This is a genomic window from Ligilactobacillus faecis, assembly GCF_029889745.1.
GTDB lineage: Bacteria > Bacillota > Bacilli > Lactobacillales > Lactobacillaceae > Ligilactobacillus > Ligilactobacillus faecis.
The window spans coordinates 2,227,135-2,240,118 of sequence record NZ_CP123639.1 but is presented as its reverse complement, the minus strand read 5'-3'; the positions used below and the strand labels follow the sequence as shown (position 1 = coordinate 2,240,118).

Annotated in this window: 13 protein-coding genes; 11 read left to right on the top strand and 2 right to left on the bottom strand. The window is 37.9% G+C overall.

Annotation, left to right across the window (positions count from 1 at the left end; all coding sequences use genetic code 11):
* The first annotated feature begins 33 nt into the window (after positions 1–33).
* The 6 genes from clpX (at position 34) to QFX10_RS10200 (ending at position 6,765) form a co-directional block, all read left to right on the top strand.
* Positions 34–1,269, top strand: coding sequence for an ATP-dependent Clp protease ATP-binding subunit ClpX (clpX, locus tag QFX10_RS10225; protein WP_280606112.1), 1,236 nt, complete (start codon positions 34–36; stop codon positions 1,267–1,269).
* A gap of 63 nt (positions 1,270–1,332) precedes the next feature.
* Positions 1,333–2,757, top strand: coding sequence for an NADP-dependent phosphogluconate dehydrogenase (gene gnd, locus QFX10_RS10220; RefSeq protein ID WP_280606111.1), 1,425 nt, complete (start codon positions 1,333–1,335; stop codon positions 2,755–2,757).
* 105 nt (positions 2,758–2,862) lie between these two features.
* Positions 2,863–3,387: a helix-turn-helix domain-containing protein gene (locus QFX10_RS10215; RefSeq protein ID WP_280606110.1), complete on the top strand. Its 525-nt coding sequence runs from the start codon at positions 2,863–2,865 to the stop codon at positions 3,385–3,387.
* A complete protein-coding gene (locus tag QFX10_RS10210) occupies positions 3,312–4,241 on the top strand; it encodes an IS3 family transposase (protein WP_367617630.1) in 930 nt (309 codons plus the stop codon). The genes QFX10_RS10215 and QFX10_RS10210 overlap by 76 nt, the downstream gene beginning before the upstream one ends.
* A gap of 290 nt (positions 4,242–4,531) precedes the next feature.
* Complete coding sequence (locus tag QFX10_RS10205) at positions 4,532–5,218, top strand: response regulator transcription factor (RefSeq protein ID WP_280606109.1); 687 nt, start codon at positions 4,532–4,534, stop codon at positions 5,216–5,218.
* The gene (locus tag QFX10_RS10200; protein ID WP_280606108.1) at positions 5,218–6,765 is read left to right on the top strand and encodes a HAMP domain-containing sensor histidine kinase; all 1,548 of its coding nucleotides are present in this window, start codon (positions 5,218–5,220) and stop codon (positions 6,763–6,765) included. The genes QFX10_RS10205 and QFX10_RS10200 overlap by 1 nt, the downstream gene beginning before the upstream one ends.
* Before the next feature lie 91 nt (positions 6,766–6,856).
* Here QFX10_RS10200 and yidC read toward each other — a convergent pair whose 3' ends face one another.
* Complete coding sequence (gene yidC / locus QFX10_RS10195; protein WP_280606107.1) at positions 6,857–7,774, bottom strand: membrane protein insertase YidC; 918 nt, start codon at positions 7,772–7,774, stop codon at positions 6,857–6,859.
* Between the two features lie 232 nt (positions 7,775–8,006).
* Positions 8,007–8,282: an acylphosphatase gene (locus tag QFX10_RS10190; RefSeq protein WP_280606106.1), complete on the bottom strand. Its 276-nt coding sequence runs from the start codon at positions 8,280–8,282 to the stop codon at positions 8,007–8,009.
* A 270-nt stretch (positions 8,283–8,552) separates the two neighbouring features.
* On the opposite strand from QFX10_RS10190, the gene QFX10_RS10185 reads away from it, so the two are divergent.
* The 5 genes from QFX10_RS10185 (at position 8,553) to QFX10_RS10165 (ending at position 12,918) form a co-directional block, all read left to right on the top strand.
* Positions 8,553–9,710 carry a hydroxymethylglutaryl-CoA synthase gene (locus tag QFX10_RS10185; protein ID WP_280606105.1) on the top strand — a complete coding sequence of 386 codons (1,158 nt, stop codon included), beginning with the start codon at positions 8,553–8,555 and terminating at the stop codon, positions 9,708–9,710.
* Between the two features lie 57 nt (positions 9,711–9,767).
* Complete coding sequence (locus QFX10_RS10180) at positions 9,768–10,478, top strand: hypothetical protein (RefSeq protein ID WP_280606104.1); 711 nt, start codon at positions 9,768–9,770, stop codon at positions 10,476–10,478.
* Between the two features lie 102 nt (positions 10,479–10,580).
* A complete protein-coding gene (locus QFX10_RS10175) occupies positions 10,581–11,465 on the top strand; it encodes an exonuclease SbcC (protein WP_280606103.1) in 885 nt (294 codons plus the stop codon).
* Positions 11,462–12,466 (top strand): hypothetical protein, encoded by a 1,005-nt coding sequence (locus QFX10_RS10170; protein WP_280606102.1) that lies wholly within the window; start codon positions 11,462–11,464, stop codon positions 12,464–12,466. The genes QFX10_RS10175 and QFX10_RS10170 overlap by 4 nt, the downstream gene beginning before the upstream one ends.
* Before the next feature lie 5 nt (positions 12,467–12,471).
* Complete coding sequence (locus QFX10_RS10165; protein WP_280606101.1) at positions 12,472–12,918, top strand: dUTPase; 447 nt, start codon at positions 12,472–12,474, stop codon at positions 12,916–12,918.
* The last annotated feature ends 66 nt before the right edge of the window (positions 12,919–12,984 follow it).

Sequence of the window (12,984 nt, the reverse complement as noted above, 5' to 3'; positions counted from 1 at the left end):
TATAGGTAATCAGTAAAATAAAGGTGATTCAGAATGTACGAAAATACAGACCAAAACGAACCGGCAGTATGCTCTTTTTGTGGCAAATCTGAACGGCAAGTCAAAAGTATGATCTCTGGTCCAGGTGTTTACATTTGCAATGAATGTGTTGAGTTGGCCCAGACGATCATCAACGAAGAAAATAAGGCAGTTGTGCAAAGTGAATTCAATGATGTTCCAACACCAAAAGAGATCGTTGATATTTTAAACCAATATGTGATCGGACAAGAGCAAGCTAAGAAAACACTAGCAGTCGCAGTTTATAACCACTATAAACGGATCAGTGCAGCTTTGGATGAGAAGACGGATGACACTGAACTTCAAAAGAGTAATATCTGTCTTGTTGGTCCAACTGGTTCAGGTAAGACTTTCTTAGCTCAAAGCTTAGCGAAGATCTTAAATGTCCCATTTACGATCGCTGATGCAACGACCTTGACTGAAGCAGGTTATGTTGGTGAAGATGTCGAGAATATCTTGTTAAAACTTTTACAAAATGCTGATTATGACGTTGAACGAGCACAACGTGGGATCGTGTATATCGATGAGATCGATAAGATCGCTAAAAAAAGTGAGAACGTTTCGATCACACGTGATGTTTCTGGTGAAGGGGTCCAACAATCGCTACTCAAGATCTTAGAAGGAACGATCGCTAATGTTCCTCCGCAAGGCGGAAGGAAGCATCCGCAACAAGAATTCATCCAGATCGATACAACAAATATTTTATTTATTGTGGGTGGAGCTTTTGATGGGATCGAAAATATCGTTAAGAATCGTCTTGGTGATAAGACGATCGGTTTTGGAGTAGATAGCAACCAAAATTATGATGAATCGAAGAGTTTGATGCAACAGATCATTCCAGAAGATCTGCTTAAATTTGGCTTGATCCCTGAATTCATTGGACGTTTACCGATCTTGACAGCACTTGAAAAATTGACCGAAGATGACCTTGTGCGGATCTTGACTGAACCAAAGAATGCTTTAGTCAAGCAGTATGGTAAGTTACTTGAATTTGACGGTGTCAAATTGGAATTTAAAGAAGACGCTTTACGTGAAGTTGCACATCTAGCGATCGCACGCAATACTGGGGCACGTGGACTTCGTTCGATCATCGAAGCAACGATGCGCGACATTATGTTTGAAGTTCCAAGCAATAAAGATATTGAAAAAGTCGTGATCACCAAAGATACGGTCTTAGGAAAAAAAGAACCTGAGATCGTTACAAAGGCATAGCTTTAATTTTTTGCTAACTTTTGGTAAAATTAAACGCGATAATTATTTTAGGAGGGTCAATTGATGGATAAAGCACAGATCGGTGTAGTTGGTATGGCCGTAATGGGCAAAAATTTAGCACTTAACATCGAAAGTCGAGGTTACACGGTAGCGATCTATAACCGAACAGGTTCTAAGACTGAACAAGTCGTTTCAGATCATCCAGATAAAAAATTAGTTCCAAGTTATACGATCGAAGACTTCGTAAACTCGTTAGAAAAACCGCGGCGGATCATTTTGATGGTCAAAGCTGGAGCACCAACAGATGCAACGATCAAGAGTTTGTTGCCTTACCTTGATAAGGGTGATGTTTTGATCGATGGTGGGAATACTTTCTTTGAAGATACGATGCGACGCAACGCACAACTTGATGATTCTGATATCAACTTTATCGGTATGGGTGTTTCTGGTGGTGAAAAAGGTGCTTTGGAAGGACCTTCTTTGATGCCAGGTGGCCAAAAAGAAGCTTATGATCTTGTAGCTCCGATCCTTGAACAAATCGCAGCTAAAGCTACTGATGGTGAACCGTGTGTAACTTATATCGGACCAAATGGTGCAGGTCATTATGTTAAAATGGTCCACAACGGGATCGAATATGGAGATATGGAATTGATCGCTGAAAGCTATGATCTTTTGCGCAATCTCTTAGGTCTTTCAGTTGAAGAAATTGCCGATATTTTCCAAGATTGGAAGAAAGGCGAATTAGATAGTTATTTGATCGATATCACTGCCGATATCTTGACGAGAAAAGATGATCTTTCAACTGGTAAACCTGTTGTAGATGTCATTTTAGATCGTGCTGGTAATAAAGGTACTGGTAAATGGAGTTCGGAAAGTGCCTTAGAATTAGGAGTCCCACAATCTTTGATCACAGAATCGGTTTATGCTCGTTATATCTCTGCTTTGAAAGATGAACGGGTAGCTGCAAGTAAAGTTTTAGCTAAACCAGCTCAGTTTGATGCTTCTAAGCTCAATAAGGCTGAAGTGATCGAAAAGATCCGTCAAGCTCTTTACTTTAGCAAGATCGTTAGTTATGCACAAGGATTTGAGCAAATGCGTTTTGCCTCTGAAAAATATGGTTGGGATCTAGAATACGGTTCATTAGCTAAGATCTGGCGTGAAGGATGCATCATTCGTGCTCAATTCTTACAAAAGATCACTGATGCTTTTGATAAAGAACCAGAATTAAAGAACTTACTACTTGATCCATATTTCACAGATGTAACTGCTAAATATCAAGCGGCTGTCCGTGAAGTTGCAGCATTGGCGATCCAAGCAGGTGTTCCATGTCCTGGCTTTACAAGTGCGATCACCTACTATGATCAGTATCGTTCAGCTGTGTTACCAGCAAGCTTGATCCAAGCTCAACGTGACTACTTTGGGGCTCACACATATGAGCGTGTTGACCGTGAAGGTTCTTATCACTATGAGTGGTATGACGAAGAGTAAGATGCCTACCTTTGATTTGTAATAGAGTAAAAAAATAGCCTCAGGTAAAGCTTTGAAGTGAACCCCCTAAGTTGGACAAAAGAATCTAACTTAGGGGGTTTTGCTATGACTAAATTTAGTTTTGAAGTTAAACTTAAAGCTGTTCAAATGTATTTAGCTGGAATTGGTTCAGCGACTATTGCTCGAAGATTAGGTATTAAAAGGAAAATGTCTGTACAGACATGGGTTGCTCGTTATCGAAAATATGGGATTCAAGGCTTAGAAATTCGTTCACCAAAATTTGATTATGATGGTAATTTTAAGCTGAAAGTCTTAAACTGGAGAAAACAACACAAAGCCTCGTATCCACAAACAGCACTCCAATTTGATATTAGTAATCCCGGGACAATCGCTAATTGGCAGAGAAAGCTTAATGAACGTGGTATTGAGGCCTTGTTTACTAGAAGAGGACGGGCAAACCACATGACTACCAACCATAATCAACAAGCTAGGAAACAATTATCAGAATTAGAGCGCTTAAAGGCTGAGAATCGGGCTTTGAAAGTGGAGAACGAATATCTAAAAAAACTCGAAGCCTTAGTTCAACGTCGCGGACAGTCAAAGAAGAATATCAAATCATCAAAGAACTAAGGCACGAATTCGGATTTAGCTTAACGGAGATCTTACCATACACCACCATCAAGCGGAGTACGTTCTATTACCAAGCACATCGTCATGAAAATAAAGATAATCAAGAATTACTTCAAGTCATTAAGAACATCAAACAACATAATCCTGGCTATGGATATCGACCAGTGACAGATGAGCTACACCGCCGTGGAATCAAAGCTAATCATAAACGAGTTAGCCGTCTGATGCGTGAAAATGGGCTGTTGTCACTAATGTATAATCGTCAAACCCGTAAATACGATTCATCGATCGGCCCTCAAGGTAAGAAGGCCATGAATCGGTTAAATCGACGTTTTAACACTGATCGTCCTTATCAGAAAATGGTAACTGATGTGAGTGAATATCGCTATGGTAATATGAGCCAGGATGAAAAGGTTTATCTTTCGCCAATTAAAGACCTGTGTACTGGTGAAATCGTTAGTTATAATATTAGCGATCACCCGACTACTGATTTTGTGATGAAACCATTGATCGAGCTAATTAATAAGCGGCCCACGCTTGACTACCGCATGACTGTTCATAGTGACCAAGGCATCCAATATCAAACAAATATATGGCGCCAGACACTAAAGAAGCACCATATTTTCCAAAGCATGTCACGACGGGCAACTTGTTTAGACAATGCATCAATGGAGAGCTTCTTTCATACCATGAAAACTGAATTGTATTATGATCATCATTATCAGACCAAACAAGAATTGATCAAAGCAATGAAGGAGTGGATCGTATATTACAACCAATATCGAATAAGGCACAAATTAAAAGGCAAGACGCCGATTGAATATCGGAATCTTGCCTTAGGAAAAATTGCCTAAACTAAAGTGTCCAACTTACAGGGTTCACTTCAGCTTGAGGCTATTTTTGTTTATAAAAATAAATTTCATCAAATATAATTAAAATTATTGATATATTATTTTAAAATAAGATCTTGAGTACCCTATCTGATAGGCAAAGTGGCAAGAAAATGATATATATGCTATAATGTTTTTTTCTTAATTTAAATTACGTATGTACTTATTGATAGTGTCAATGTTAAAATTAGATATGTTATCATTAAAGTAAATAATAAAAATTTAACAACAACAATAAATAGGAGTGTGTCAAAATGAGTAAGATACTTATCATCGAAGACGAGGTAAATTTGTCTCACTTTGTAGAGCTGGAACTAAAGCATGAGGGTTATGAAACGTTTGTATGTGAAAGTGGTCGAACAGGACTCGAAGCAGCACTTAGTGAAGATTGGGATGCGATCTTGTTAGATCTGATGCTACCAGATCTAAATGGGCTTGAAGTTTGCCGCCGTGTACGCCAAGTTAAAAATACGCCGATCATTATGATGACAGCTCGTGATTCTGTGATCGATCGTGTTTCAGGACTTGATCATGGGGCCGATGATTATGTGATCAAACCATTTGCGATCGAGGAATTACTTGCACGCTTACGTGCTGTATTGCGCCGAGTAGATCTTGAAAGTGAATATAATTCATCAAAACAAACAACAGTTAGTTACCGTGATCTTGTGATCGAAAAAGAAAATCGTGTTGTCCGTCGAGGAGATGAGATCATCGAATTAACAAAACGTGAATATGAACTGCTTTTGACTTTGATGGAAAATGTCAATGTTGTTTTAGCTCGTGATGTGTTGTTAAAAGAAGTTTGGGGCTATGAGTCACAGATCGAAACGAATGTTGTTGATGTGTACATTCGTTATTTACGTAATAAGATCGATCGCCCAGGTGAAGATAGCTATATCCAAACTGTGCGTGGTACCGGCTATGTCATGCGCTCCTAATGTGCATATTTAAGTGTAACCGTGATAAATTAAAGTCCCCAGAGAAAGAAAGACGCTTTTTTTCGCTCAAGTTAAAATGGTCGGTAGGAACTGGGATCGGCGTTTTACTTATCTTTGCGGTCTTTTCAGCTTTGCTGTTTCAAAGTCTTTCAAGTTTATTGATGAATCAAGAGCGCCAATACGCGCAAGCTGCATTGACGACTGCTCTTGATAGTTTAGCCACTAATAGAGATGAGTTGACTAAAGAAGCAGCAGAACATTCACTGAGTTTGAAAGTTCGCAACGATCATAATCTAAAAGATCTAAAAACTTTATATTCAAGTTCATTTTATACAACACTGACGCGTGAAAATATCAGTGTTAGTGTTTATGATCTTTCCAATCAACGAGTTTTTGCTTCACGTGAAGTACCAGTTGATTTTGATCAAAAGCAACTGGATAATAGTACGATCCGTAAAGTTGGTGGCGTTACTGTTTTAGTAATGGGGAGCCGGATCATTTCTGAAAGGACTCATAAAACGATCGGTTATGTCCAGATCACAAATGATCTGATCAATTATGATCAGACAAGGCGAAAATTAGTCTTGATCTTTTTAGTCTTTTGTTTGATCGCTGCGATCGGGATCGCACTATTGAGTTATGGACTATCTTCTTGGCTTTTACGTCCGATCGATCTGATCAATGATACGATCGGAAAGATCAATGGTGATGATGAGAGTGATGCTTTAGCTCATGTGCGTGTTCCCGAGTTCAAGCATAAAGATGAGCTTTCCGAATTAGGGCGTTTATTTAATAAAATGCTCGACCGGATGCAACGTTATGTTGAACAGCAACAACAGTTTGTTGAAGATGTTTCGCATGAACTAAGGACGCCCGTAGCGATCATCCAAGGCCATCTTTCTTTGCTGCAACGTTGGGGTAAAGATGATCCTAAAGTTTTAGCAGAATCGATCGATGCTTCAATGCAGGAGATCACACGGATGAAGAGTTTAGTTCAAGAAATGCTCGATCTATCACGAGCAGAACAAGTTGAGATCCAATTTGGCAAAGAGATCACTGATGCTCAAGAAGTTGGGCTTCAAGTTTTCAATAATTTTCAGATGATCCATCCAGATTTTACTTTTGTTTTAGACGATGATCTAAAAGGACCAGTCAATGTTCAGATCTATCGTAATCACTTAGAGCAAGTTTTGATCATTTTGATGGATAATGCAGTCAAATATTCTCGTGATCGCAAGGAAGTGCATATGACGCTCTCAAAAAATATCCATGATGTTGATATCGTGATCCAAGATTTTGGCGAAGGGATCTCACAAGAAAATATCGAACGGATCTTTGATCGTTTCTATCGTGTGGATAAAGCGCGAAGTCGCGATAAAGGTGGTAACGGTCTTGGACTTTCGATCGCTCGTCGCTTGATCGAAGGCTATCGAGGTAAATTGATCGTTGAAAGTGCTGTTGGACAAGGATCACTTTTTAAGATCTCCTTACCGATAGTTGACAGTACTAATAAACGAACTGGAAAAGATCCAACGCAAACTATATAAGAAAGAGTCGCTAAATAGTGACTCTTTTTTTATAAAAAGATACGACTAATATAAAAAAGCCTTGGGTCCACTTCATCCCAAGGCTTTCTTACTATTTATGTTTTGAACGTTGCTTACCAGCATTTCGTTTTTTAATAGTCGATTTTTTAGGTGTATGGTCAATTTTTGAACTGGTTTCGATCGCTGTTTTAGTAGTCGAGGTCGTTTTTTTAGGGGGATTTTTCTTCATTTCGGCGATGACTTCTTCTCTGATCCGTGGGCGCATGTAGTTGATGATCAAAGTTTGCAAACAAGCAAAGATCCCACCAACAAAGAAGTATAGCCCTAGACCAGCTGGTGAGATGTAAGTCATAAATGTGATCATCAAAGGACTGATGATCATCATCTGTTGCATTTGTGCACGTTGGGCTTCTGGTACACTAAGAGTCGATAACCAACCTTGAAGAGCATAGACGAGAAAAGATAAAATGACTAAGATAAAGCTTCTTTGCCCAAGGTTGATCCCATAAAAGTATGAACGTGATAACTCAGGTGAGTATTGGATCGCAGCATATAACGCAGCAAAGATCGGCATTTGGATCAGAAGAGGTAAACAACCGATCCCACCAGTCATTGAAATGTTGTTATCGCGATAAAGTTGCATCATTTCTTGGCTGATCGCCATGCGCTCTTCTTCACTACTTGCTTCTTTTTGGCGTTTAGTGATATCCTCCATCAAAGGTCTGATGTGTGCGATCTTTTCTTGTTGGATCGTAGCATTTTTGGATTGTTTGATCATAACTGGCATCAAGATCATCCGTACGATAAAAGTGATCACGATGATCGCCCAACCAAGGCTATTTCCAAAGATCTGAGAAAGCCAAACTAAAACATGTTGTGTTGGGACAGCCATATTATCGTAGACCCAACCGTATGGTTTACCAGAAGCAGTTCTTTGGACACAGCCACTTAAAAATAAAGTTGTGACTAAGAGCGTCGACAAAACTGCAAACAGTTTTTTATTTTTCATAATTGATAAAATTCCTTTCAATGAATTGCGGTATCGCTTATTACTATACTGTAAAAGTACTCTTTTTTCAATGATAGCTCGAGCGAAAAAGACACAAAAAAATAGATAGAACTTATGCTGATGTAAGCTCTATCTAGACTGCAATATCGATGTCTTGATCAAGTAAAAAGATCATATAGTTGGTGGTGTCTACTACGTTCATGATCAAAATAACGAAGACAGTCCCATCGTATCAAAGGTAAGTGACATTAAAACGTGTATAGTTTGTTTCTGGGATCGAATTCAAAATAACACGGTCGACTCTACCAGCTGGAGTAGGTGAAGCTTTGATGCCATCGATGAAGGCAGATAACTTTTCTGAATCACCTTGAGCTTCGATATAGACAGATCCGTCATTGCGGTTTTCGACTTTACCAACGATCCCGATCTGGTCAGCTAACATTTTAGTAGTATAGCGAAAACCTACTCCTTGCACGATACCGTAAACTTCTAAACTAATAGCAGCCACGTTGATCACCTCTAATTTCATATCTGTTTTTAGTATACTACGTTTTTGGAAAGCGGTCAGTTTTGAGCTCTCAGATCATGTGGTATAATTTTAGCGTACAGGAAAGCTATTGTCATAAATACTAGGAAGTTTAAGCATAAAGGAGCTCGCAACGACTCTTCTTGATAATAGTGAGTAATAGAGAAAGGAAATGCTATAGTCTTCCAAAATATATAAATTTGTATTTGTGCTTACTATAGCGAAGGTCAGCTTGTTTGATCTAAAAAAATAATGAATATCGGGATTGATAAGTTAGGTTTTTATACTTCACATTTGTATGTTGAGATGGCAAAATTAGCAAAAGCGCGGGAGGTTGACCCTAATAAATATTTGATCGGGATCGGACAAGAAAAAATGGCAGTGATCCCGCCAACACAAGATGCAGTGACTTTAGCAGCTAATGCAGCAGCTTCGATCATAACTAAAGAAGATATGGAAAAGATCGATCTTGTGATCGTAGCCACTGAATCAGGTGTTGATAATTCTAAATCAGTGGCTGCTTATGTCAGTCGACTATTGGGACTGCGAAAAGATATCCGAGTCCTTGAACTAAAACAAGCTTGCTATGCAGCCACAGCTGGTCTTCAGCTGGCGAAAGGGCATATTGCACTTCATCCAGATAAAAAGGCCTTAGTGATCGGGGCAGATATTGCACGCTATGGGTTGAAAACTGCTGGTGAGCCAACGCAAGGCGGTGGGGCAGTTGCGATGTTAGTCGCAAACGATCCACAGATCTTAGCTTTACAAGATGATAGTGTTTATTATGCTGATGATATCATGGACTTTTGGCGTCCGTTAGCAGCAACGGAAGCATTAGTCGATGGAAAATACTCAGCTGGTATCTATCTAGACTTTTTTGCAAAAGTCTTTGCCCGCTATCAGCAAAAAACGGGGTTGACTGCTAATGATTTTAAAGCTCTCTTATTCCATTTACCGTATACCAAACAAGGATTGAAGGCTTTGCGTGTAGCGATCGCTTCACTTGATCCAACTAAGCAAGCTCAGCTCTTGGCGGAATTTGAGGCAAGTAAGCAATACAGTAAAGTGACGGGAAATCTTTATACGGGTTCTTTATATTTGAGTTTACTATCACTTTTAGAAAATAGTACTTCACTTTGCCCAGGTGATCGACTAGGATTATTTAGTTATGGCTCAGGAGCACAAGCCGAATTTTATTCAGGAATCTTACAACCAAAATTTAAAGAAGCATTAGGAGATCATACTAAATTATTAGCTCATAGAAAAGAAGTCGATGTTTTAGAATATGAAAAAATTTTTGAAAGTAATTTAAAGCATGAAAGCGATCGTGAATTGGATATTACAAGTGACCCAGCGCAGTTTGTTTTAGCAGGTGTAAAAGAAAATAAACGACAATATATAAAACAATAAGAAATGACTTCACTTTTTGCGTATCTATATAGTATAAGCAGAAAGTGAGGTTTTTTTATGGAATTATTAACAAAAGAACGGCAGATCGTTTTACCGCAAGCACCACTTGCGATCGTGAGACGGTATTTACAGCTTAGCCATAATGTGATCGGAGAATACATCGATGATTATTTTGATGTTCCTTTTGAGTATGGCTATAATTGTTTAGCAACTAAATATTATATTCGAGCTAAAAACACAGAGGAACCTTTGTTCAAACACACTCTTGAACAGACACTCTTACTATTACAACAGATTTTTTATCAAAAGCGCCATTTTTCGCATTGGATGCTTAGAGGGATCTGTAGTGGTAAAGTTGATTTTTTATTAAAATACGATCTGATCTCAAAACAAGAGGCAAAAAAACATGAATATTTTATGATCTATCAAAGTTTTGAAACTTACTATTTATGTTTTTTTAAACAAAAGAGTTTTATTTATCCTAACCATCCTAAGTTAGAGCTATCATTTGCTGAAAATAAGCTTTTGCTTTTAAGTGATGGAGTTCGTTTTGACTATTTCAAAAGATTGAGTAAGAAACAACAACAGTTTTTTCGCAGGAACAAAGATCCGTATCGAGCCTACCATGAATTTATTTGTAAGCAGATCATGCGCAAAACGCCTCAAGAACTGACGGTCACCTATGCAGAGAAAGTCAAAGGGAGTTATTTACGAGAACGTGAACAGTTGGTAGACCTTTTAGAAGAACATTGGCCACTATCCAAGTGAAACTAAGATAATAATTGATAATTTTAAGTTTTTTTGTCACAATAGAGCTATGAACATCTTGCTCAAAAGTATTTTGAGCACTAAGAAATAGAGGAGATTTTTATGGCCAATTCAAACCAACTTAGTTCGCTAGACCACAAAGAAGCAACTGAAAATCTAACTCAGGCGATCCTAGCTAAAGTTACGTATTTAAATACGCTCGAAGAAGCGGTCAAAAAACAAGATGATCGTCAAGTATATCAATTGATCGATGCCAAAAGGTATGCACGTGAGATCTTACAAGATAAAGAGGCTGAGTTAGACTTAGCAAATGAAAAATTGATCGTTGATATTTACCCTAAACTAAGTGCGTATTTAAGTGAAAACTTAGTCGATTATTTGCGTGAAATGTATCCGTTTTTTTATTTCGAAGAAGTTTCGTTAGGATATTTCCAATTTTATTTTGGAAATTGGTGGGGTAGAAGACTTTTTGGAACGTTAGATGTTTTAAACGTGAAATTTGAATTCAATGAAGCAGAATATCATAAGCTAGCTAAAGCTTTTGAACTTGAAGCTCAAAATAAGCGTTTGAACAGCGATGCGATCGAAGAACTCTCACGCGAATCTGATGATTGGCAAGAACTGATCGATCAACAAGATGAACGTGATGCTCGAAAAGATGAATTACGTCAAGAGTTAAAACAGATCGCTCAAGAAAAAGTTATGCCATGGGAAACTTCTAAGTTAAAGGAATCAAAACAACGTTTAGTTGAAGAGTTGACTTATTTGACGGAGTTAGATGAACAAGCTGGTAAAGCATATCGAAAGATCAGGGAAAATGAAGAAAAAGTTTTGGCTCTTTCTAAAGAGGATACTTTGATGGGATATGAGAAGCAAAGTATTATTGCTAAATTTGGTAGTTTCGAAAATTTCGAAGCGCATAATGCTTCATTATACCGTAATTATATTGCAGATCTGATCGCTAGAAGAGCAGGTGAAGACAAATGAGCAAAAAATATCTAAGGCCAACGGAAACATTTTATCCGCAAAAAACAAAAAAAGCTCAAGATAAGAGTACCTATGCTGGTTCATTGAGTACAACTGGGCGCTTGATGTCTTATAATGATCAATTAAAGGAAAGTTTAGAACGAGGGATCTATTTTACCCAAGTCATTGACGAACTGATCCATACCACGGATAAAGAAGCTTTATTAGATGCGATCATGACTTTGACTGATTATCGCTTAGATACAGCTTATTTAGTCTTCCCACAACAATATAGTCGAGCTGACTATTATTTGATTTTTTTGAATCGTTTATTGCAGTTGCATGAAAATGAGCAAGTTATTTTACAGTCAAGCGATCATCGAAATGAACTTTACCATGAATTTCCAGGGATCGATATGGAAGGGTACTTTATTTTTAAGATCGATGATAATATGCGCGAAGGGGCTTATTATATCGATAAAAATACAGGACTCAAGCTATTTTACATCAACTTTAAACGGCAACTGATCCGTTTCAATAGTCAAGCTTTGACTAAATTGCTGGTTGTTGATTATAGCGAGAAATTTGATTATAAAACGGTCAAACGCTTTGAGCAATACTTAGTTGCGATCGGACGTTATTTCAAAGAAGATTATGGGTTTGATGTCGATTTCAATTTACTTGATGTTTCTAACAGTGCAGTTTACCCGATCGCTTCAACTGAAGAGCCACGAAATGCCTTAGATAAATTGTTTATTATAAGTGCTCAAGCTGGTCATATGTTACTCAACGGTGAGCAAGGTCAAGCTTTGTTAGAGCTAAAAAAAGATCTCTCGCTTGCTCTTTTTGAAAAAAAAGATCCAGACACGCTTAGCTCACAGTGGGTCTTGCAAGTTCATGACGCTGAACATAAAATTTCTTGGTTTGATATCTTGTACCGCTATGAATTTATTCGTGATTGGTATCTAAATAATCTAGATAGCTTAGCGATCAGATCAGATGAACGTTTTTTTAAGGGATGAAAGTAATGGATATCACAAAATTAGCTGAACTAGCTCGACGAGATAAAACACTACCATTGTTGCCATTAAAAGATCCGCTAAATGAAAAGAAGGCTAGCCTTTATGCAGAATTAGAGTTAAATCTAGCCACTTTTTTTAGGAGTCCAAAAGAAGAACGACTCAAACGCTACTGCATCGTATTAAAGGATTTTTTGGCGATCGCAAATGAAACTAAATGGCTTTATTTGTTATTGCTCGATGAACAACAAATAGTTCAATTTTCAACTAAGTGGCAAACTCGTTCACTCAACGTTTTATATTTGATCTTACAACAACAAGTGAATAAAAGTTATTTTGAGCGTAAAAGTGAACCATTGGTACATGCATGGCATATTTTTATCAAATATGGCCTAGTCGAAGCCGGATTTACATCTGAGCAGATCGAAGAAAAATATTATGAGTTATATGCATGAAGTGATTTTAGGCTAAACTTGAATAATCTTTTAGCTTATAGTATAATTACAGTGTATTTTGATAAC

Excerpts from the sequence above, each read along its gene's own strand:
- clpX (WP_280606112.1), top strand. The coding sequence starts at position 34 with ATGTACGAAAATACAGACCAAAACGAACCGGCAGTATGCTCTTTTTGT.
- gnd (WP_280606111.1), top strand. The coding sequence starts at position 1,333 with ATGGATAAAGCACAGATCGGTGTAGTTGGTATGGCCGTAATGGGCAAA.
- QFX10_RS10215 (WP_280606110.1), top strand. The coding sequence starts at position 2,863 with ATGACTAAATTTAGTTTTGAAGTTAAACTTAAAGCTGTTCAAATGTAT.
- QFX10_RS10205 (WP_280606109.1), top strand. The coding sequence starts at position 4,532 with ATGAGTAAGATACTTATCATCGAAGACGAGGTAAATTTGTCTCACTTT.
- QFX10_RS10200 (WP_280606108.1), top strand. The coding sequence starts at position 5,218 with ATGTGCATATTTAAGTGTAACCGTGATAAATTAAAGTCCCCAGAGAAA.
- yidC (WP_280606107.1), bottom strand. The coding sequence starts at position 7,774 with ATGAAAAATAAAAAACTGTTTGCAGTTTTGTCGACGCTCTTAGTCACA.
- QFX10_RS10185 (WP_280606105.1), top strand. The coding sequence starts at position 8,553 with ATGAATATCGGGATTGATAAGTTAGGTTTTTATACTTCACATTTGTAT.
- QFX10_RS10180 (WP_280606104.1), top strand. The coding sequence starts at position 9,768 with ATGGAATTATTAACAAAAGAACGGCAGATCGTTTTACCGCAAGCACCA.
- QFX10_RS10175 (WP_280606103.1), top strand. The coding sequence starts at position 10,581 with ATGGCCAATTCAAACCAACTTAGTTCGCTAGACCACAAAGAAGCAACT.
- QFX10_RS10170 (WP_280606102.1), top strand. The coding sequence starts at position 11,462 with ATGAGCAAAAAATATCTAAGGCCAACGGAAACATTTTATCCGCAAAAA.
- QFX10_RS10165 (WP_280606101.1), top strand. The coding sequence starts at position 12,472 with ATGGATATCACAAAATTAGCTGAACTAGCTCGACGAGATAAAACACTA.